The organism is Escherichia whittamii (assembly GCF_014836715.1).
Lineage (GTDB): Bacteria > Pseudomonadota > Gammaproteobacteria > Enterobacterales > Enterobacteriaceae > Escherichia > Escherichia whittamii.
The window spans coordinates 497574-517761 of sequence record NZ_JACSQI010000001.1; the positions used below are offsets into that span (position 1 = coordinate 497574).

General features: G+C 49.6%; 19 protein-coding genes. 13 read left to right on the forward strand and 6 right to left on the reverse strand.

Annotation, left to right across the window (positions count from 1 at the left end; all coding sequences use genetic code 11):
* The first annotated feature begins 73 nt into the window (after nucleotides 1-73).
* The 3 genes from eptA to pmrB are packed head-to-tail and all read left to right on the forward strand — an operon-like array spanning nucleotide 74 to nucleotide 3483.
* Entirely contained in the window at nucleotides 74-1717 is a 1644-nt protein-coding gene (eptA, locus tag H9644_RS02270; protein WP_191772934.1) for a phosphoethanolamine transferase EptA, read from the forward strand.
* Entirely contained in the window at nucleotides 1714-2382 is a 669-nt protein-coding gene (gene basR, locus H9644_RS02275; RefSeq protein ID WP_064525700.1) for a two-component system response regulator BasR, read from the forward strand. Before eptA ends, basR begins: the two co-directional genes overlap by 4 nt.
* Entirely contained in the window at nucleotides 2383-3483 is a 1101-nt protein-coding gene (pmrB, locus tag H9644_RS02280) for a two-component system sensor histidine kinase PmrB (protein WP_187649014.1), read from the forward strand.
* Here pmrB and pmrR read toward each other — a convergent pair.
* The 4 genes from pmrR to crfC form a co-directional block, all read right to left on the reverse strand.
* A complete protein-coding gene (gene pmrR / locus H9644_RS02285; protein WP_074399408.1) occupies nucleotides 3459-3548 on the reverse strand; it encodes an LpxT activity modulator PmrR in 90 nt (29 codons plus the stop codon). The two genes, pmrB and pmrR, sit on opposite strands and share 25 nt — an antisense overlap.
* Nucleotides 3549-3662: 114 nt before the next feature.
* Nucleotides 3663-5165 (reverse strand): glycine betaine/L-proline transporter ProP, encoded by a 1503-nt coding sequence (proP, locus tag H9644_RS02290; protein ID WP_191772935.1) that lies wholly within the window; start codon nucleotides 5163-5165, stop codon nucleotides 3663-3665.
* 262 nt (nucleotides 5166-5427) lie between these two features.
* The gene (locus H9644_RS02295) at nucleotides 5428-6306 is read right to left on the reverse strand and encodes a diguanylate cyclase regulator RdcB family protein (protein ID WP_064525694.1); all 879 of its coding nucleotides are present in this window, start codon (nucleotides 6304-6306) and stop codon (nucleotides 5428-5430) included.
* On the reverse strand, nucleotides 6303-8531 hold the full coding sequence (gene crfC, locus H9644_RS02300; RefSeq protein ID WP_064525692.1) for a clamp-binding protein CrfC: 2229 nt from the start codon (nucleotides 8529-8531) through the stop codon (nucleotides 6303-6305). Before crfC ends, H9644_RS02295 begins: the two co-directional genes overlap by 4 nt.
* Before the next feature lie 397 nt (nucleotides 8532-8928).
* Between crfC and H9644_RS02305 the strand changes: the two genes are divergently transcribed.
* Both H9644_RS02305 and yjdN read left to right on the forward strand, forming a co-directional pair.
* Nucleotides 8929-9264 carry a zinc ribbon domain-containing protein YjdM gene (locus tag H9644_RS02305; protein ID WP_001300891.1) on the forward strand — a complete coding sequence of 112 codons (336 nt, stop codon included), beginning with the start codon at nucleotides 8929-8931 and terminating at the stop codon, nucleotides 9262-9264.
* Between the two features lie 248 nt (nucleotides 9265-9512).
* Entirely contained in the window at nucleotides 9513-9956 is a 444-nt protein-coding gene (gene yjdN / locus H9644_RS02310) for a VOC family metalloprotein YjdN (protein ID WP_064525684.1), read from the forward strand.
* Between the two features lie 147 nt (nucleotides 9957-10103).
* On the opposite strand, the gene yjdP is transcribed toward yjdN, so the two are convergent.
* Together yjdP and rpiB are read right to left on the reverse strand one after the other, a co-directional pair.
* Nucleotides 10104-10433: a DDRRRQL repeat protein YjdP gene (yjdP, locus tag H9644_RS02315; RefSeq protein WP_064525680.1), complete on the reverse strand. Its 330-nt coding sequence runs from the start codon at nucleotides 10431-10433 to the stop codon at nucleotides 10104-10106.
* 68 nt (nucleotides 10434-10501) lie between these two features.
* Nucleotides 10502-10951 (reverse strand): bifunctional allose-6-phosphate isomerase/ribose-5-phosphate isomerase RpiB, encoded by a 450-nt coding sequence (rpiB, locus tag H9644_RS02320; RefSeq protein WP_000716794.1) that lies wholly within the window; start codon nucleotides 10949-10951, stop codon nucleotides 10502-10504.
* 358 nt (nucleotides 10952-11309) lie between these two features.
* On the opposite strand from rpiB, the gene H9644_RS02325 reads away from it, so the two are divergent.
* The 8 genes from H9644_RS02325 (at nucleotide 11310) to H9644_RS02360 (ending at nucleotide 20184) form a co-directional block, all read left to right on the forward strand.
* Nucleotides 11310-12200 (forward strand): MurR/RpiR family transcriptional regulator, encoded by an 891-nt coding sequence (locus tag H9644_RS02325; protein ID WP_000083216.1) that lies wholly within the window; start codon nucleotides 11310-11312, stop codon nucleotides 12198-12200.
* Nucleotides 12201-12257: 57 nt separating this feature from the next.
* The gene (gene alsB, locus H9644_RS02330) at nucleotides 12258-13193 is read left to right on the forward strand and encodes a D-allose transporter substrate-binding protein (RefSeq protein WP_064525677.1); all 936 of its coding nucleotides are present in this window, start codon (nucleotides 12258-12260) and stop codon (nucleotides 13191-13193) included.
* A 127-nt stretch (nucleotides 13194-13320) separates the two neighbouring features.
* Complete coding sequence (alsA, locus tag H9644_RS02335; protein ID WP_191772936.1) at nucleotides 13321-14853, forward strand: D-allose ABC transporter ATP-binding protein AlsA; 1533 nt, start codon at nucleotides 13321-13323, stop codon at nucleotides 14851-14853.
* Nucleotides 14832-15812 carry a D-allose ABC transporter permease gene (gene alsC / locus H9644_RS02340; protein ID WP_064525671.1) on the forward strand — a complete coding sequence of 327 codons (981 nt, stop codon included), beginning with the start codon at nucleotides 14832-14834 and terminating at the stop codon, nucleotides 15810-15812. The genes alsA and alsC overlap by 22 nt, the downstream gene beginning before the upstream one ends.
* A 10-nt stretch (nucleotides 15813-15822) precedes the next feature.
* Complete coding sequence (gene alsE / locus H9644_RS02345; RefSeq protein ID WP_105289451.1) at nucleotides 15823-16518, forward strand: D-allulose-6-phosphate 3-epimerase; 696 nt, start codon at nucleotides 15823-15825, stop codon at nucleotides 16516-16518.
* Nucleotides 16502-17431, forward strand: coding sequence for an allose kinase (gene alsK / locus H9644_RS02350; protein ID WP_191772938.1), 930 nt, complete (start codon nucleotides 16502-16504; stop codon nucleotides 17429-17431). The genes alsE and alsK overlap by 17 nt, the downstream gene beginning before the upstream one ends.
* 283 nt (nucleotides 17432-17714) lie before the next feature.
* Nucleotides 17715-19700, forward strand: a complete 1986-nt coding sequence (gene yjcS, locus H9644_RS02355; protein ID WP_191772940.1) for an alkyl sulfatase YjcS — start codon at nucleotides 17715-17717, stop codon at nucleotides 19698-19700.
* Between the two features lie 208 nt (nucleotides 19701-19908).
* On the forward strand, nucleotides 19909-20184 hold the full coding sequence (locus H9644_RS02360; protein WP_064525658.1) for a YtcA family lipoprotein: 276 nt from the start codon (nucleotides 19909-19911) through the stop codon (nucleotides 20182-20184).
* The last annotated feature ends 4 nt before the right edge of the window (nucleotides 20185-20188 follow it).

Consider the following 20188-nt stretch of genomic DNA (forward strand, 5'->3'; position numbering starts at 1 on the left):
ACCTTAAGAACTTAAGGTTGGCTTAACTTTGCTTTGCGAACATATGCGCACTTTGTTCGATGGAAACACCGTGATGTTGAAGCGCCTTCTAAAAAGACCCTCTTTGAATTTACTCGCCTGGCTATTGCTGGCTGCTTTTTATATCTCTATCTGCCTGAATATTGCCTTTTTTAAACAAGTATTGCAGGCGTTACCGCTGGATTCACTGCATAACGTACTGGTTTTCTTATCAATGCCAGTCGTCGCGTTTAGTGTGATGAATATTGTCCTGACGCTAGGCTCTTTCTTATGGCTTAATCGCCCGCTGGCGTGCCTGTTTATTCTGGTCGGCGCGTCGGCGCAATATTTCATCATGACCTATGGCATCGTCATCGACCGCTCGATGATTGCCAATATTATTGATACCACTCCGGCAGAAAGTTATGCGCTGATGACACCACAAATGTTATTAACGCTAGGGTTAAGCGGCGTACTTGCGGCGCTGATAGCCTGCTGGATTAAAATCAAACCTGCCAACTCACGTCTGCGCAGCGTTCTTTTCCGTGGGGCCAATATCCTGATTTCAGTGCTGCTGATTCTGCTGGTCGCCGCGCTGTTTTATAAAGACTACGCCTCGCTGTTTCGCAACAACAAAGAGCTGGTGAAATCCTTAAGCCCGTCTAACAGCATTGTCGCCAGCTGGTCATGGTATTCCCACCAGCGACGGGCAAATCTGCCGCTGGTGCGCATTGGTGAGGATGCTCACCGCAACCCGTTAATGCAAAACGAGAAACGTAAAAATCTGACCATTTTGATCGTCGGCGAAACCTCGCGGGCAGAGAACTTCTCGCTCAACGGCTACCCGCGTGAAACTAACCCGCGGCTGGCGAAAGATAACGTGGTCTATTTCCCCAATACCGCGTCTTGCGGCACGGCAACGGCAGTTTCAGTGCCATGCATGTTCTCGGATATGCCGCGTGAGCATTACAAAGAAGAGCTGGCACAGCACCAGGAAGGCGTGCTGGATATCATCCAACGGGCGGGCATTAATGTACTGTGGAATGATAACGATGGCGGCTGTAAAGGCGTCTGCGACCGCGTACCTCACCAGAACGTCACTGCGCTGAACTTGCCTGGTCAGTGCATCAACGGTGAATGCTATGATGAAGTGCTGTTCCACGGGCTGGAAGAGTACATCAATAATCTGCAAGGTGATGGCGTGATTGTATTACACACCATCGGAAGCCACGGCCCGACCTATTACAACCGTTATCCGCCGCAGTTCAGGAAATTTACCCCCACTTGCGACACCAACGAGATCCAAAACTGCTCGAAAGAACAACTGGTGAACACTTACGACAACACGCTGGTCTACGTTGACTATATTGTTGATAAAGCGATTAATCTGCTGAAAGAACATCAGGATAAATTTACCACCAGCCTGGTTTATCTTTCTGATCACGGTGAATCGTTAGGTGAAAATGGCATCTATCTGCACGGCCTGCCTTATGCCATCGCCCCGGATAGCCAAAAACAGGTGCCAATGCTGCTGTGGCTGTCGGAGGATTATCAAAAGCGGTATCAGGTTGACCAGAACTGCCTGCAAAAACAGGCGCAAACGCAGCACTATTCACAAGACAATTTATTCTCAACGCTGTTGGGATTAACCGGCGTCGAAACGAAGTATTACCAGGCCGCGGATGATATTCTGCAAACTTGCAGGAGAGTGACTGAATGAAAATTCTAATTGTTGAAGATGATACGCTGTTATTGCAGGGACTGATTCTGGCGGCACAAACCGAAGGCTACGCCTGCGACGGCGTCACAACCGCGCGGATGGCAGAGCAAAGTCTTGAAGCGGGTCATTACAGCCTGGTGGTGTTGGATCTAGGTTTACCTGACGAAGATGGGCTGCATTTTCTCGCCCGCATCCGACAGAAAAAATACACACTGCCGGTGCTGATCCTCACCGCCCGCGACACCCTGACCGACAAAATCGCCGGGCTGGATGTCGGGGCCGACGACTACCTGGTGAAGCCTTTTGCACTGGAAGAGTTACACGCCCGCATCCGCGCCCTGCTGCGACGCCATAATAATCAGGGCGAAAGCGAGTTGATTGTTGGCAACCTGACGCTGAATATGGGTCGCCGTCAGGTATGGATGGGCGGTGAAGAACTGATTCTGACGCCGAAAGAATATGCTCTGCTGTCGCGCTTGATGCTCAAGGCCGGCAGCCCGGTGCATCGGGAAATTCTCTACAACGACATCTATAACTGGGACAACGAACCCTCGACCAATACCCTGGAAGTGCATATTCACAACCTGCGCGACAAAGTAGGTAAGTCGCGTATCCGCACCGTACGCGGCTTTGGCTATATGCTGGTCGTAAATGAGGAGAACTAATTGAATCTGATGCGTTTTCTGCGTCGGCCAATATCGCTGCGCCAGCGGCTGATATTGACCATCGGGGCCATTCTGCTGGTGTTTGAGCTGATTAGCGTCTTCTGGCTATGGCATGAGAGTACCGAGCAGATTCAGCTATTTGAGCAGGCGTTACGCGACAATCGCAACAACGATCGTCACATCATGCGAGAGATCCGCGAAGCGGTTGCCAGTCTGATTGTCCCCGGCGTGTTTATGGTCAGCCTGACGCTATTTATCTGCTATCAGGCGGTACGCCGCATCACCCGTCCGCTGGCGGAGCTGCAAAAAGAGCTGGAAGCGCGTACCGCCGACAACTTAACGCCCATTGCCATTCACAGTGCCACCCTCGAAATCGAATCGGTGGTTTCGGCTTTGAACGATCTGGTATCTCGCCTGACCAGCACGCTGGATAACGAACGGTTGTTTACCGCTGACGTCGCTCACGAACTGCGAACGCCGCTGGCGGGAGTACGTTTGCATCTGGAGTTGCTGGCGAAAACGCATCACATTGATGTAGCGCCGTTAGTAGCGCGACTTGATCAGATGATGGAGAGCGTCTCCCAGTTGTTACAACTGGCGCGTGCTGGCCAATCATTTTCATCGGGTAATTATCAGCATGTAAAACTACTAGAAGATGTGATTCTGCCCTCGTATGACGAGTTAAGTACCATGCTCGACCAGCGTCAGCAAACCTTGCTGTTGCCAGAAAGCGCCGCCGACATCACCGTCCCGGGCGATGCTACCCTGCTGCGGATGTTATTGCGAAACCTGGTGGAAAATGCCCATCGTTACAGCCCACAAGGCAGCAACATTATGATTAAGCTGCAAGAAGATGGCGGTGCGGTAATGGCCGTTGAAGATGAAGGGCCGGGTATTGATGAGAGTAAATGCGGGGAGTTAAGTAAAGCGTTTGTACGAATGGACAGCCGTTATGGCGGAATTGGTCTGGGATTAAGTATTGTCAGCCGTATCACGCAGTTGCATCACGGGCAGTTTTTCCTGCAAAACCGGGAAGAAACTTCCGGTACGCGTGCCTGGGTACGGCTGAAGAAAGATCAGTACGTGGCAAACCAAATATAGAGAAAGCTACTGACTACCAACACGCTGAACACGGTAGTTAAACGTTCATAAATACGGTTTTTCATTGCACTCTCCTCCGTTAACCTGGAGGAGAGTATGCGCGTCAGAGATTAAGTGAACCTTAAGAGTTCGGGTGTAGGCCTGATAAAACAACCTCGCAGCAGGCAATCCATTTCAGGTTACTCATCAATACGTGGATGTTGCTGCACCAGACGAGAACGTTTCGCCTGCAAATCGGCAATCTCGTGGTCAATATCCTCGATTTTTTGCTCAATATTATCGTAATGCTCGACGAGAATTTCCTTCGCTTCCTGCAAATCTGACGCTGCCGGTGTCGCACCTTTCAGTGGACGATTCGCTGTCTCTTTCATGGTCACGCCGGTAATCAAACCAATCACCGCCACCACCATCAAGTAATACGCGGGCATCATCAGATTCTGCGAGCTTTCCACCAGCCAGGCCGCCAGTGTTGGCGTCAGACCGGCAATCAGCACCGAAATATTAAATGCCGCCGCCAGCGCACTGTAACGGATATGCGTCGGAAACATTGCTGGCAGCGTTGAGGCCATAACACCCGTAAAGCAGTTAAGGATCACTGCCAGCATCAACAACCCGGCGAAAATCAGGCCGATGATATTACTGTTAATCAGGATGAACGCCGGGATCGCCAGCGCAAACAGCGCAACACTACCAAGGATCACAAACGGCCGACGGCCAAAACGGTCACTGAGCAGTCCCATCACCGGTTGCACAAACAGCATACCAATCATAATGGCGATAATAATCAGCACTCCGTGGTCTTCGGAGTAGTGCAGATTATGCGACAAATAACTCGGCATGTAGGTTAGCAGCATGTAGTAAGTGACGTTGGTGGCAATCACCAGGCCAATACACGTCAACAGACTGCGCCAGTGTTTGGTGGCAATCTCTTTAAACGAGACTTTCGGACCATCCTGCAAACCTTCTCGGTCGCCCTGCTCCAGTTTCTCAACATGTTGTTGGAAAGCTGGCGTCTCTTCCAGGGCGTGGCGCAAGTAAAGCCCGATAATCCCTAAAGGCAGAGCGATAAAGAACGGAATACGCCAGCCCCAGTCGAGGAAGTTCTCTTCACCGACGATGGTCGAAATTAACACCACCACGCCCGCACCCAGCACAAACCCGGCAATAGAACCGAAATCCAGCCAACTGCCCATAAAGCCGCGTTTACGGTCAGGGGAGTATTCCGCAACAAATATTGACGCCCCGGTATATTCGCCCCCCACCGAGAATCCTTGCGCCATCTTACAGATCAACAACAGAATCGGTGCCCAAATACCAATAGAGGCGTAGGACGGTATTAAACCAATACAAAACGTACTGATCGACATAATCACAATAGTGATCGCAAGGATCTTCTGGCGACCATATTTGTCGCCCAGCATACCAAAGAAGAGCCCGCCAAGCGGTCGAATCAGAAAGGGAACGGAGAAGGTGGCAAGTGCAGCAACCATCTGCACGCTGGGGTCAGCCCCCGGGAAAAAGACTTTACCTAATGCGTAGGCAACAAAACCATAAACACCAAAATCGAACCATTCCATTGCATTACCCAGCGATGCTGCAGTAATGGCTTTGCGCAGTTTACCGTCATCAATAATAGTGACGTCACGAAGGGTAATCGGTTTTACTTTTTTCCTTTTCAGCATAGCTATCCTCGCAGAGTAAGCCCATTTCCGCACACGCCAGACAAATGACGTGGCGCCCGCAAAAGGGAAGCGGGAATTGCAGGGTGCAATCTCTGTAACAAGCGTAGCGGGTTTACTTACACGTTCCGATTAAGAACTGTACAACCAAACCAGTTGACGCCTGAATTGGGCAGTTAATGACCTTTTTACCCTACCAGCGTTTAAATTTGTGATCAACTTCACACATGAATTTCGTTAAACACTCACCAATGTAACTGATTATTTACACGTAATTTACAGAGAAGATTTCCTCAACCATTGCCTCCACCAGACGTTGCGCTGAACAGAGCCGTGGCATCCCTACCGCAACAGTTTGCCAGCGTTGGGTCACCGACCAGCAAACGGGCTGTTTATCTGCATCGGACCACTTACCCAACCAACCTAAAAAGTCAGCATGTTCCCCACTGCTTACAGCTGTAGGTGATGTGAACCACTGGTGGTAATAATGACGAGTAGTCGGTGCCGCGTTGATACTTTCAGCCAGATATTGCGTCGCTTTCACGCGCAAATCAGCAAGCAACAACGCTGCCGCTTGCGGACTTCCCAGACGGCAGGCATCGCCAAACGCCCCCCAACGCAGTTCTTCCAGAACGATGAAACAACGTCCAGGCAGCGACCAACTGCCATACGCCCCGGCACGCCAGCGAGTAAAAATTTGCTCGCTCTGTTCGCCCGCCTGCACCAGTAACCCTCGTTGCATTAACGCTTTTTCCTTCCAGTGACAACGGGCTGAAAACCACTCATATAAAGCGGTAATTTGCTGCTGGAGTTCCGGGAAAGCGGATTGTGGGCGGAGATCCCTTTTTTGCAGTAACGCCAGATATTGTGCGATCTGTGTCAACGCCAGATGACCGGGGTCAAGCATTGCCGCCAGTTTTTCCACCAATGCCAGGCGTAGACTAAGCGACGCATTTAACATTCCGGCATTCGCCCACGTCTGAAGCTGTGTGCGAGCAAGGATCTCCTGCATCAGTCGTTCACGAAACTGCTGCTGATGGGCATGCGGATGGCGGGTATCATCGCCCAGCGCCAGATCCACTAAAAAGCGGGGATGAACCGACTCCAGCACGCGGCCTGGGCCGTCCAGTAACGTCTTTGTCAATACTGTTCTGCCGTGAAAAGAGTTTGAATATCATCGCGTAACAACTGAGAGTCCGTATAAATCCAGCCGTGCGTTGTTGCAGCCTGCTGCAATTGCTGCTGCATTATTTTCACCACGGATTCATTTTGCTGTCGCAAAGCCAGACTTTCGCGTAAACGCGTGTGTAATTCCGTCAAACATACAGCGAAATCAGCGAAAAATGTGCTCATCCCTGCCGTGACAGAATCATCGACCTGAACCGCCAAAACTTTAGCCATTTGTTGGCAATAGAGGTCAAATTCTTCGGTCAACGTACGTTGTAGCACACTGTAATCAACGGCCTTTTTCGTAGATTTCTCATTACTCTGTCCCCAGTCAGGTTGATTCAACCAGCGCGAGAACGTCTCGCGTACAACGCCTAAACGGGTGACCTGCTCATCCGGCATTTCCTGAGGCGATATTGCATCGTTGAATAGCTGACGAGTATTGAAGTGGGGAACCGCGCTGCGAAAAACAGGAAAATCAAATCCAGGGCGAAACCCAGACTCACTCAATGCCACTTTAACCCGTTGCTCAATGGGACGAATAACATCAGTTAGTACCCGGCAAAGAGTTGATTCCAGTTCAGCAAAACGCAACGTGAAATCCCGGCTGATTTTGGTCTGCGCCGTCTGTAACAGTGTCTCGCAGCGAGTGCGAATCTCGCTTAATGGCCACGAATCATGTTGAAACAGCGCGGCTAACTGGGCATTCACCTCATCTTGCTGCTGACGCAAAAAATCGTTGGCTGATGCCAGGGCCAGCTCAATTTCATGTTGAATCTCACCGCTCACCTGCGCCTGATTGAGTTGCAATAGCTGCAAGTTTTCTTCGAGTTGGTGGATATTTTGCCGCAATTGTTCGCAGGCGACAGTCAGACCGTGGGCGCGAAAATCAAGGTATTCCCGCGCCTGCTGGGCGTAATTCAACAACTTATGCGAGGCAGAACGCAGAGCGTACAACGACGCGTTGGCATACGCGGCATGAAGCAACGCCTGCACCGGCTGTTCGAATAACGAGTCTTCCCACAATTGCTCAACGGCATGGCGAATATGGTCGATATCCTCCAGATCCGCGTTACGCCAGCGCCTGCCGAGCGCCGCATGGGCAAAATCCTCCACCCAGCGTTGCTGTTGAGGATCCGGCAGCCTGCCGCTGCTAGCTAACTCATGGCGCGCCCGATTCGCCAGATAGCCCCACATCGACGATACCGGAAATATCTGCCCTGGCGTAACACAGCCTTTCATCAACGTCCCGGAAATCAGCGCCCGCACCTGTTCGGCATCGTCGCTGTTACGATCCTGCTGATCGAATTTATTGACCAATACATACAGCGGCACCGACTTGCCGACGGCCATAACCGCCGCGCGCACCTCTTCATCGGAGATCGATTTCAGTTGCGTATAATCCATCACCGCCAGCACCGCAGAAGCGCGCGCCAGCTGCTCATTAAGCATTTTTTGCAGATGTGGTTGCCCGGCTTCGTTTGGCCCGGGAGTATCCAGTAATGTTAACTGCCCCGGATAACTTTCCAGCCCCGCCAGATGGACGAATTCCACTTCAATCACCGGGATATGTTCAATAGCTGCGTAAGCAGAAAAAGGAAAATCGACGTCCAGCGCTTTCGCCAGGCGCACCAAATCATTCAAACTTTTCAGACAATGAAAAATAGGCTGGGCGCCCTGGTAATATTTTTCGAAAGCGACGCCATTTTCGATCCGCTGCATAAGTGCACGCATATCTTTATCTATTTCCAGCAGATCGGCCAGATGCTTAATATCGTAATCACGCAGGCGCTGTTGTAATTGTTGGATTAAACAGTCAACTGGCGAGACATGCGAAAAATGCAGCACCGGTTCTTTTTGTCCCGGCGTATGGCGAATAAGCGTTGGCAGCGCAGTCATAGGGCGATTGCGATTAGGAAGAACCTCTGTGCCAACAATGGCATTAATGGTCGTTGATTTCCCTGCTTTCATAGTGCCGACAATCGCCAGCACCATTTCCAGACGGGAAATTTTACGCAGCTCATTATTCAGCATCACGTGACGCTCGACGATATTATGCTGACTCCAGGGTAAAGTCAGTGGCGGTGCATCTTCTCCAGGTACAGTGAGAGGCATTTTTTCCAGTAACTGCAACTGTTGTCGGGAAAGCAGTAACAAACGTTCCGCCTCCTGACTTAACTCATATATTGTCTGTGTGCACATGGAAAGTTCTTCCTTAAAGCAAATTTTATTACTTTTATTTAGCCAGATCGTTTTTTAGTTCTGTTTTCGGCTTTTATAATTACTGCGGGAAATAATTTATATTTAACTTATTTTTTTATTGGAATGACGAAGCCCCTTCCGACAAATTTAAAACGTCAGAAAGATAAAAAACAATTAAATAAAAAAAAGAACAAGAATAAAGTTAACCTTATCTCAAATAATAAACTGAGGCAAAAAGATTATTTTCTTTTTGTCTTCTCTTTCAAATGAAAACGATCGTCGTCTAAAATCAGCAGTACCCCCGACAAACTCAGGGATTTTGTGTATAATTGCGGCCTTTTTCGGCAATCTGCCGTTTTTTGGCGCTTTTGCCCCGCTGACTTTTGAGGAAATCCACATGTCATTACCACACTGCCCAAAATGCAACTCCGAATACACTTACGAAGATAACGGCATGTACATCTGCCCGGAATGCGCCTACGAATGGAACGACGCAGAACCTGCACAGGAAAGTGACGAGCTGATCGTTAAAGATGCTAACGGCAATCTGCTGGCTGACGGCGACAGCGTTACCATCATTAAAGATCTAAAGGTGAAAGGTAGCTCTTCAATGCTGAAGATCGGCACCAAAGTGAAAAACATCCGTCTGGTTGAAGGCGACCACAACATCGATTGCAAAATCGACGGTTTTGGTCCGATGAAACTGAAATCTGAGTTCGTGAAAAAGAACTGATTGTATTGCTCAATGTAATATTGGCACGTAATCGGTAGGCCGGATAAGGCGCTCGCGCCGCATCCGGCAACGGTGCCGAATGCCTGATGCGACGCTCGCGCGTCTTATCAGGCCTACAAATTCCCACACCATCCGGCAACTGTGCTAAATGCCTGATGCGACGCTTGCCGCGTCTTATCTGGCCTACTCGTCATCTGTACAAAATTCAAACTACACTTAACTGACTTCTCTTCACTGAGGTCACCATCATGCCGTTAAGTCCCTACATCTCTTTTGCCGGTAACTGTGCCGACGCCATTGCTTATTATCAACGCACATTGGGCGCGGAGCTGCTCTATAAAATCAGCTTCGGTGAAATGCCAAAATCAGCGCAGGAAAGCGCCGAGGGCTGCCCTTCTGGTATGCAATTTCCCGATACCGCCATCGCCCATGCTAACGTGCGCATTGCCGGAAGCGACATCATGATGAGTGATGCCATGCCGTCAGGAAAAGCCAGCTACTCCGGCTTTACGCTGGTGCTCGATTCACAACAGGTCGAGGAAGGGAAACGCTGGTTTGACAACCTTGCCGCCCACGGAAAAATCGAAATGGACTGGCAGGAAACCTTCTGGGCGCATGGCTTCGGCAAAGTCACCGATAAATATGGCGTGCCATGGATGATTAATGTCGTTAAACAACAACCAACGCAATAATCAGCCGGGAGGCCCGTCCTCCCGCTTTGCCAGCAGACGTTATTGTTGCAAGTGACCGAAGTCGAGGAGTCACTGACGATTCTGGCGACAAGCATTGCGGATAAACTGGAGCTGGAATTAACCAGCTATCAGACAAAAACAATCCGACTAACGCCCATACTCATCTTCCATTCTCCGCTCTTCATCTTCCAGTTGCCGACGCTCCTGATCAAGCTGGCGCTGGCGGTCGTCCAGCTGCCTACGGCGATCTTCAAACTGGCGGCGGCGGTCGTCATACTGTCTGCGACGATCGTCGCTCACTTCACGCTGCCAGCCGTCGTCGCGCGAATCTTCATAGTCTCGCCCACGGTCAGGGTTATAAGCGTCGTTAATCGCCTGCTGAATATTGCCAATGGTGTCGTCGATAATATCGGCCTGGGCCGGAACGGCACTCAGCGTGAGCTGGATAAATAAAAGAAATAGCGGATAGCGTTTCATTAGCCAACCTCAGAAAAAAACTCTATCCACATTAGTCATTACTCATCCATACACATAGTGGATGAATCTCAATTCCTTCGCTGCTCAATTGCCGTAATCGCCTCTACACGTTGTTGATGGCGACCACCTTCGTATTGCGCGCCCAGCCACGCGTCCACAATCATTTTCGCCAGTTCGAGGCCAACCACCCGTGAACCAAAGGCCAGCACGTTGGTGTCGTTATGTTGCCGCGAGAGTTGCGCGGAATAAGGTTCACTACAGACGACCGCGCGAATCCCGGCAAACTTGTTCGCTGCTATCGAAATACCGACACCAGTACCACAAATCAAAATCCCGCCATCAACCTCTCCGCCAGCAACTGCCAGTGCGACTTGACTGGCGTAATGCGGATAATCAGTACGCTCTGACGACCAGGTCCCTTTATCAATCACTTCAACGCCACGCTCAACTAAATGTGCCACTATTTCATGTTTTAAAATGAAACCGACATGATCACAGCCAAATGCAATCTTTTTCATTCATCTTCCCCGCTCGCGCAAAACTTCACAGTTAAAAAACATTTGTGATGTAAATGAATTAAAAACACCCATAATCGATGAAAACCGCCTTCCTGACCTGTTTTACAGAGTTAAATTCGGCAGCGCAATAGCGTTAAAGACACTCGCTATCCAGAAAGCTCTATCATCTAAAAAACAAGAAAAACAAATAAACTCATGTTTTTAAAGTGATTAAATAAAGTAATATTTTAAGTTACTCGCTTTTTTTCACAATAAAACAAACTTTATAAATTTTATTTTTTTGTGAAGTTACCAGCATCTTTTCTGTTCTTGCTGTGGTGATATAGTGGCGTCTTCAATTCAAGGACAAGAGAACGTGATGAGCCAGTCAGAGTTTGATTCAGCGCTTCCGAACGGTATCGGGTTAGCGCCTTACCTGCGAATGAAGCAGGAAGGGATGACAGAAAACGAAAGCCGCATCGTGGAGTGGTTACTCAAACCAGGTAACCTGAGTTGTGCACCCGCAATTAAAGATGTCGCAGAAGCTCTGGCGGTATCTGAAGCGATGATAGTTAAGGTATCAAAGCTGTTGGGGTTTAGCGGCTTTCGTAACTTACGCAGTGCGCTGGAAGATTATTTTTCTCAGTCAGAACAGGTATTACCTTCCGAGCTGGCTTTTGATGAAGCGCCGCAGGATGTGGTGAATAAGGTATTTAACATCACTTTACGCACCATTATGGAAGGCCAGTCGATCGTCAACGTTGATGAGATCCACCGTGCCGCTCGCTTTTTCTATCAGGCCAGACAGCGGGATTTGTACGGTGCCGGAGGATCAAATGCTATCTGTGCTGATGTACAGCACAAGTTCTTGCGTATTGGCGTACGCTGTCAGGCCTATCCGGACGCTCACATCATGATGATGTCCGCTTCGTTGTTACAGGAAGGAGATGTTGTGCTGGTAGTGACCCATTCCGGGCGAACCAGTGATGTAAAAGCGGCCGTAGAACTGGCAAAAAAGAACGGGGCAAAAATTATTTGTATAACGCATAGCTATCATTCACCAATAGCGAAACTGGCCGATTATATTATTTGCTCACCTGCCCCGGAAACGCCGTTATTAGGTCGAAATGCCTCGGCAAGAATATTACAACTGACTTTGCTGGACGCGTTTTTTGTTTCTGTTGCCCAACTCAATATTGAACAGGCCAATATTAATATGCAAAAAACTGGCGCAATTGTTGATTTCTTTTCACCAGGCGCGCTGAAATAAGAAAAGGTAATCCCGTGACAGCGGGATTCCTTCTTCCCTTACCGTGAGAACATTATTATGAATAAATATCTGAAATATTTCAGCGGCACACTCGTGGGCTTAATGTTGTCAACCAGCGCTATTGCTGCCGCCGAATATGCTGTCGTATTGAAAACGCTCTCCAACCCATTTTGGGTAGATATGAAAAAAGGCATTGAAGATGAAGCAAAAACGCTGGGCGTCAGCGTCGATATTTTTGCTTCGCCATCAGAGGGTGATTTTCAGTCCCAGCTACAGCTATTCGAAGATCTCAGTAATAAAAATTATAAAGGCATCGCCTTCGCGCCATTATCCTCAGTGAATCTGGTTATGCCTGTCGCTCGCGCATGGAAAAAAGGCATTTATCTGGTCAATCTCGATGAAAAAATCGACATGGATAACCTGAAAAAAGCAGGCGGCAATGTGGAAGGTTTTGTCACCACCGATAACGTTGCCGTCGGGGCGAAAGGCGCGTCGTTCATTATTGACAAGCTGGGTGCCGAAGGGGGGGAAGTTGCAATTATTGAGGGTAAAGCCGGTAATGCCTCCGGCGAAGCACGTCGTAATGGCGCCACCGAAGCCTTCAAAAAAGCAAGTCAGATCAAGCTTGTCGCCAGCCAACCTGCCGACTGGGACCGCATTAAAGCGCTGGATGTCGCCACCAACGTGTTGCAACGCAATCCGAATATTAAAGCGATCTATTGCGCGAACGACACGATGGCAATGGGTGTCGCTCAGGCAGTCGCAAACGCCGGAAAAACGGGCAAAGTGTTGGTCGTCGGTACAGACGGCATTCCGGAAGCCCGCAAAATGGTAGAGGCCGGACAAATGACCGCGACGGTTGCCCAGAACCCGGCGGATATCGGCGCAACAGGGCTGAAGCTGATGGTTGACGCAGAGAAATCTGGCAAGGTTATCCCGCTGAATAAAGCACCGGAATTTAAATTGGTCGATTCCATCCTGGTCACTCAATAAAACTGAATTACGCCGGATGATGATGCTAATGAAGTGTCTTATCCGGCCAACAAAATAACCTGAACGTAGACCTGATAAGCGTAGCCCATCAGGCAATAACACGATATTTAGTGCAGAGAGGTTATTTATGGCCACGCCATATATATCGATGGCGGGGATCGGCAAGTCCTTTGGTCCGGTTCACGCATTAAAATCGGTTGATTTAACGGTTTACCCTTATGAAATACATGCGTTATTAGGCGAGAATGGTGCGGGTAAATCCACGCTAATGAAAGTGTTATCCGGAATACATGAGCCGACCAAAGGCACCATTACCATTAATAACATTAACTATAACAACCTGGATCATAAATTAGCGGCACAACTTGGTATCGGGATTATTTATCAGGAACTCAGCGTTATTGATGAGTTAACCGTACTGGAAAATTTATATATCGGTCGTCATCTGACGAAAAAAATCTGCGGCATGAATGTTATCGACTGGCGAGAAATGCGTGTGCGCGCAGCCATGATGTTATTACGCGTGGGCTTGAAAGTTGATTTAGATGAGAAGGTGGCGAACTTATCTATCAGCCACAAGCAGATGCTGGAAATTGCCAAAACGCTGATGCTCGACGCCAAAGTCATCATCATGGATGAACCCACCTCCTCACTCACCAATAAAGAGGTGGACTATCTGTTTCTGATCATGAATCAGTTGCGTAAAGAGGGTACGGCCATCGTCTATATCTCGCATAAGTTAGCGGAAATTCGCCGTATTTGCGACCGCTATACGGTGATGAAAGACGGGAGCAGCGTTTGCAGCGGTATGGTGAGCGATGTGTCAAATGACGATATCGTCCGTCTGATGGTAGGCCGCGAACTGCAAAACCGTTTTAACGCGATGAAGGAAAATGTCAGCAACCTTGCGCACGATACGGTTTTTGAGGTGAAAAACGTCACCAGTCGCGACAGAAAAAAGGTCCGGGATATCTCATTTAGCGTCAGCCGGGGAGAAATATTAGGCTTCGCCGGGCTGGTCGGTTCCGGACGTACTGAGCTGATGAATTGCCTGTTTGGTGTTGATAAACGCGCTGGCGGAGAAATCCGTCTTAATGGCAAAGATATCTCTCCACGTTCCCCCCTGGATGCCGTGAAAAAAGGAATGGCTTACATCACTGAAAGCCGCCGGGATAACGGCTTTTTCCCCAACTTTTCTATCGCTCAGAACATGGCTATCAGCCGCAGTCTGAAAGACGGCGGCTATAAAGGCGCGATGGGCTTGTTTCATGAAGTTGACGAGCAACGTACCGCTGAAAATCAACGCGAACTGCTGGCGCTGAAATGCCACTCGGTAAACCAGAACATCACCGAACTCTCCGGCGGTAACCAGCAGAAGGTGCTGATCTCCAAATGGCTGTGCTGTAGCCCGGAAGTGATCATTTTCGATGAGCCTACCCGTGGTATCGACGTCGGCGCGAAAGCCGAAATTTACAAAGTGATGCGCCAACTGGCAGACGACGGAAAAGTCATCCTGATGGTGTCATCTGAACTACCTGAAATTATCGCCGTCTGCGACCGCATCGCCGTGTTCTGCGAAGGACGACTGACGCAAATCCTGACTAATCGCGATGACATGAGCGAAGAGGAGATTATGGCATGGGCTTTACCACAAGAGTAAAAAGCGAAGCGAGCGAGAAGAAACCGTTCAACTTTGCGCTGTTCTGGGATAAATACGGTACCTTTTTTATCCTGGCGATCATCGTCGCCATCTTCGGCTCGCTGTCGCCGGAATATTTTCTGACCACCAATAACATTACCCAGATTTTTGTTCAAAGCTCCGTGACGGTACTGATCGGCATGGGGGAATTCTTCGCCATTCTGGTTGCCGGTATCGACCTTTCGGTTGGCGCGATTCTGGCGCTTTCCGGTATGGTGACCGCCAAACTGATGTTGGCAGGTGTTGATCCGTTTCTCGCAGCGGTGATTGGCGGTGTACTGGTTGGCGGCGCACTGGGGGCGATCAACGGCTGCCTGGTCAACTGGACGGGGCTACACCCGTTCATTATCACTCTTGGCACCAACGCGATTTTCCGTGGGATCACGCTGGTGATCTCCGACGCCAACTCGGTATACGGCTTCTCGTTTGACTTCGTAAACTTCTTTGCCGCCAGCGTGATTGGGATACCCGTCCCCGTTATCTTCTCGTTAATTGTCGCGGTCATCCTCTGGTTTCTGACAACGCGTATGCGGCTCGGACGCAACATCTACGCACTGGGTGGCAACAAAAACTCGGCGTTCTATTCCGGGATTGACGTGAAATTCCACATCCTGGTGGTGTTTATCATTTCCGGTGTCTGCGCGGGGCTGGCAGGCGTCGTCTCAACGGCACGACTCGGTGCCGCAGAACCGCTTGCCGGTATGGGGTTTGAAACCTATGCCATTGCCAGCGCCATCATTGGCGGCACCAGCTTTTTCGGCGGAAAAGGACGCATTTTCTCTGTGGTGATTGGCGGCCTGATCATCGGCACCATCAACAACGGTCTGAATATTCTGCAGGTACAAACCTATTACCAACTGGTGGTGATGGGCGGATTAATTATTGCGGCTGTCGCCCTTGACCGTCTTATCAGTAAGTAAGGAATTGAACATGAAAATCTCCCCCTCATTAATGTGTATGGATCTGCTGAAATTTAAAGAACAGATCGAATTTATCGACAGCCATGCCGATTACTTTCACATCGATATTATGGACGGCCACTTTGTGCCGAATCTGACGCTCTCGCCGTTCTTCGTAAGCCAGGTAAAAAAGCTGGCAAGTATTCCGCTCGACTGCCATCTGATGGTGACGCGTCCGCAAGATTACATTACCCAACTGGCGCGCGCGGGTGCGGATTTCATCACTCTGCATCCGGAAACTATCAACGGTCAGGCATTTCGCCTGATTGACGAAATCCGCCGTCATGGCATGAAAGTGGGGCTGATTCTTAACCCGGAAACGCCGGTTGAGGCAATGAAATACTATATCCATAAAGCCGATAAAATTACGGTCATGACTGTCGATCCCGGCTTTGCCGGACAACCGTTCATTCCTGAAATGCTGGATAAAATTGCCGAACTGAAGGCATGGCGTGAACGAGAGGATCTGGAATACGAAATCGAGGTGGATGGTTCCTGCAACCAGGCAACCTACGAAAAACTGATGGCTGCCGGGGCAGATGTCTTTATCGTCGGCACATCCGGGCTGTTTAACCATGCAGAAAATATCGACGAGGCATGGAAAATAATGGCAGCGCAGATTCTGACTGCAAAAAGCGAGGTACAGCCTCATGCAAAAACAGCGTAACGTTGTTGCGGGCGTGGATATGGGGGCAACGCATATCCGTTTTTGTCTGCGGACAGCAGAAGGTGAAACGCTACACTGCGAAAAAAAACGTACTGTAGAAGTCATTGCTTCCGGCGTGATGGCGGGTATCGTCGGAATGCTCGACGAGCAACTCAGGCATTTTAACGCTCGCTGTCATGGTCTGGTGATGGGATTTCCTGCGTTGGTCAGCAAAGATAAGCGCACCATTATTTCTACACCTAACCTGCCATTAACAGCGGAAGCGTTACATGGCCTCGCCAGTAAACTTGAAGACGCGCTGAACTGTCCGGTTGAATTTTCCCGCGACGTAAACCTGCAACTCTCCTGGGACGTTATGGAAAATCGACTCACACAACAGCAGGTTCTTGGCGTCTATCTCGGTACTGGCATGGGCTTCGCGGTGTGGATGAACGGTGCCCCCTGGACTGGAGCACACGGCGTGGCTGGCGAACTGGGCCATATTCCCCTGGGGGATATGACCCAACACTGTGCCTGCGGCAACTTAGGGTGTCTGGAAACAGTCTGCTCCGGACTGACGCTAAAACGCTGGTATGAACAACAGCCCCGAAATTATGCGTTGAGTAATCTGTTCGTCCATGCGGGAAATGTCCCTTTCGTCCAGAGTCTGCTGGAAAACGCTGCCCGCGCAATGGCTACCAGCATAAACCTGTTCGATCCTGACGCTGTGATTCTGGGCGGCGGCGTGATGGATATGCCTGCCTTCCCGCACGAAACACTGATTGCGATGACCCAAACGTACCTACGTCGTCCACTGCCGCATCAGGCCGTGCGCTTTATTGCCGCCTCGTCTTCTGACTTTAATGGCGCTCAGGGGGCAGCGATATTCGCGCATCACCGTTTTTTATCGCAATCTGACACTGCCCTGCGCTAATTCCCTATGAGTAAAGCGTTGGCACAGTAGCGCAATATCCCGCTGTGCTAACCACATTACCGTTTATATATAATAAATGAATAAACCGCATCGTATTATTTATAAGGGAAATGAAACTATCGCCGTTTTATCTCTTCAGCACAAATGCCTAATAAAATGGCTTGTTCTGTTCACACTTCTGCTTATTCAATTCGTCGTTTCCCAATTATGATAACGTCAGCTTTAAATGACGTATTTTGCATGGATTACATATTTACGACACAAATGATAAATGGAGATTTATATGAATAACTCACGGTTATTCCGTTTGAGCAGGATTGTTATTGCATTAACTGCCGTCAGCGGCATGATGGTAAATACCGCTTACGCAACAGATGAAGCGAAAGCCGCCACTCAATATACCCAACAGGTTAATCAGAATTACGCTAAATCATTGCCGTTTAGCGATCGTCAGGATTTTGACGATGCCCAGCGTGGATTTATCGCCCCGCTGCTGGACGAAGGTATTTTGCGTGATGCCAACGGCAAAGTTTACTACCGCGCAGATGATTACAAATTTGATATTAATGCCGCCGCGCCGGAAACCGTAAACCCCAGCCTGTGGCGTCAGTCGCAGATCAACGGTATTTCTGGTCTGTTCAAAGTCACCGATAAAATGTATCAGGTGCGCGGCCAGGATATTTCTAACATTACGTTCGTGGAAGGCGAGAAAGGCATTATTGTTATCGACCCGCTGGTGACGCCGCCAGCCGCAAAAGCCGCGCTTGATCTCTACTTCCAGCATCGTCCGCAAAAGCCGATTGTTGCTGTTATCTACACCCACAGCCACACCGACCACTATGGCGGTGTTAAAGGGATTGTCTCTGAAGCCGACGTAAAATCCGGAAAAGTGCAGGTGATCGCTCCGGAAGGCTTTATGGACGAAGCCATCAGTGAAAACGTGCTGGCAGGTAACATTATGAGCCGCCGTGCGCTCTACTCTTACGGTCTGTTACTGCCGCACAACGCGCAAGGCAACGTGGGTAACGGCCTCGGCGTCACGCTGGCAACCGGCGACCCGAGCATCATCGCACCAACCAAAACCATTACCAAAACCGGCGAGAAGATGGTCATCGACGGTCTGGAGTTTGACTTCCTGATGACCCCGGGCAGCGAAGCGCCAGCCGAAATGCACTTCTATATTCCGGCGCTGAAAGCCCTGTGTACCGCCGAGAACGCCACTCATACCCTGCACAACTTCTACACCCTGCGCGGCGCGAAAACCCGCGATACCAGCAAGTGGACCGAGTACCTGAACGAAACGCTGGATATGTGGGGTAACGAAGCGGAAGTACTGTTTATGCCGCACACCTGGCCGGTCTGGGGCAATAAGCATATCAATGATTATATTGGTAAATATCGCGATACCATCAAGTACATTCACGACCAGACCCTGCACCTGGCAAACCAGGGCTACACCATGAATGAAATTGGCGACATGATTAAACTGCCGCCTGCTCTTGCTAATAACTGGGCCAGCCGTGGCTATTACGGTTCTGTCAGCCACAACGCTCGCGCGGTGTACAACTTCTATCTCGGCTATTACGACGGCAACCCGGCAAACCTGCATCCATATGGTCAGGTGGAGATGGGCAAACGTTACGTGAAAGCGCTGGGCGGTTCCGCACGCGTCATCAACATGGCGCAAGAAGCGAACAAGCAAGGGGATTATCGCTGGTCAGCAGAACTGCTGAAACAGGTGATTGCTGCCAATCCGGGTGACCAGGTGGCCAAGAATCTGCAAGCGAATAACTTTGAACAGCTTGGCTATCAGGCGGAGTCCGCCACCTGGCGCGGTTTCTACCTGACCGGCGCGAAAGAGCTGCGCGAAGGGGTGCATAAGTTCAGTCACGGCACCACCGGTTCCCCGGACACCATTCGCGGGATGTCGGTCGAAATGCTGTTCGACTTTATGGCCGTTCGTCTCGATAGCGAAAAAGCCGCTGGCAAAAATATCAGCCTGAACTTCAATATGAGCAATGGCGATAACCTCAATCTGACGCTGAACGATAGCGTACTTAACTACCGTAAAACGCTGCAACCGCAAGCCAATGCCTCTTTCTATATCAGCCGTGAAGATCTGCACGCCGTGCTGACCGGACAAGCGAAAATGGCCGATCTGGTAAAAGCGAAGAAAGCCAAAATTATTGGCAATGGTGCGAAACTGGAAGAAATTATTACCTGTCTGGATAATTTTGATTTGTGGGTGAATATCGTAACCCCGAATTAATGCCACTCACTTTTGGGGGCGCTCAGGCCCCCAAAAGTATTTACTCTAAAAATATATACAGCAAATTAATACACATAACATATAAGTTATGAATGCGGTGGCTGAATAAAGCTATTTTTATTCATCAAGAAAATAGCCATACTGACGCATTCAATGGATATTGATATTCACTACAGATATTGTTCGCAGCAGACAGGATGTATTTATTATGCCAACAGTTCTCTCTCGCATGGTGATGCAACTCAAAAAAGCAGCCTGGATAATTCCCGTCTTCACGGTTTCGGGATGCTCATTATCTCCGGCGATCCCGGTGATTGGCGCTTATTATCCCAGCTGGTTTTTCTGCGCTATTGCCAGCCTTATTTTGACGCTCATCACGAGGCGAATTATTCAGAGGGCGAATATTAATCTGGCATTTGTCGGAATTATTTATACCGCCCTTTTTGCTCTCTACGCCATGCTGCTCTGGCTGGCATTTTTCTAATCTA

Bases quoted from the DNA above. Each gene is read 5' to 3' on its own strand.
- eptA (WP_191772934.1), top strand. From the start codon at position 74: ATGTTGAAGCGCCTTCTAAAAAGACCCTCTTTGAATTTACTCGCCTGG.
- basR (WP_064525700.1), top strand. From the start codon at position 1,714: ATGAAAATTCTAATTGTTGAAGATGATACGCTGTTATTGCAGGGACTG.
- pmrR (WP_074399408.1), bottom strand. From the start codon at position 3,548: ATGAAAAACCGTATTTATGAACGTTTAACTACCGTGTTCAGCGTGTTG.
- proP (WP_191772935.1), bottom strand. From the start codon at position 5,165: ATGCTGAAAAGGAAAAAAGTAAAACCGATTACCCTTCGTGACGTCACT.
- crfC (WP_064525692.1), bottom strand. From the start codon at position 8,531: ATGTGCACACAGACAATATATGAGTTAAGTCAGGAGGCGGAACGTTTG.
- H9644_RS02305 (WP_001300891.1), top strand. From the start codon at position 8,929: ATGTCATTACCACACTGCCCAAAATGCAACTCCGAATACACTTACGAA.
- yjdN (WP_064525684.1), top strand. From the start codon at position 9,513: ATGCCGTTAAGTCCCTACATCTCTTTTGCCGGTAACTGTGCCGACGCC.
- yjdP (WP_064525680.1), bottom strand. From the start codon at position 10,433: ATGAAACGCTATCCGCTATTTCTTTTATTTATCCAGCTCACGCTGAGT.
- rpiB (WP_000716794.1), bottom strand. From the start codon at position 10,951: ATGAAAAAGATTGCATTTGGCTGTGATCATGTCGGTTTCATTTTAAAA.
- H9644_RS02325 (WP_000083216.1), top strand. From the start codon at position 11,310: ATGAGCCAGTCAGAGTTTGATTCAGCGCTTCCGAACGGTATCGGGTTA.
- alsB (WP_064525677.1), top strand. From the start codon at position 12,258: ATGAATAAATATCTGAAATATTTCAGCGGCACACTCGTGGGCTTAATG.
- alsA (WP_191772936.1), top strand. From the start codon at position 13,321: ATGGCCACGCCATATATATCGATGGCGGGGATCGGCAAGTCCTTTGGT.
- alsC (WP_064525671.1), top strand. From the start codon at position 14,832: ATGGGCTTTACCACAAGAGTAAAAAGCGAAGCGAGCGAGAAGAAACCG.
- alsE (WP_105289451.1), top strand. From the start codon at position 15,823: ATGAAAATCTCCCCCTCATTAATGTGTATGGATCTGCTGAAATTTAAA.
- alsK (WP_191772938.1), top strand. From the start codon at position 16,502: ATGCAAAAACAGCGTAACGTTGTTGCGGGCGTGGATATGGGGGCAACG.
- yjcS (WP_191772940.1), top strand. From the start codon at position 17,715: ATGAATAACTCACGGTTATTCCGTTTGAGCAGGATTGTTATTGCATTA.
- H9644_RS02360 (WP_064525658.1), top strand. From the start codon at position 19,909: ATGCCAACAGTTCTCTCTCGCATGGTGATGCAACTCAAAAAAGCAGCC.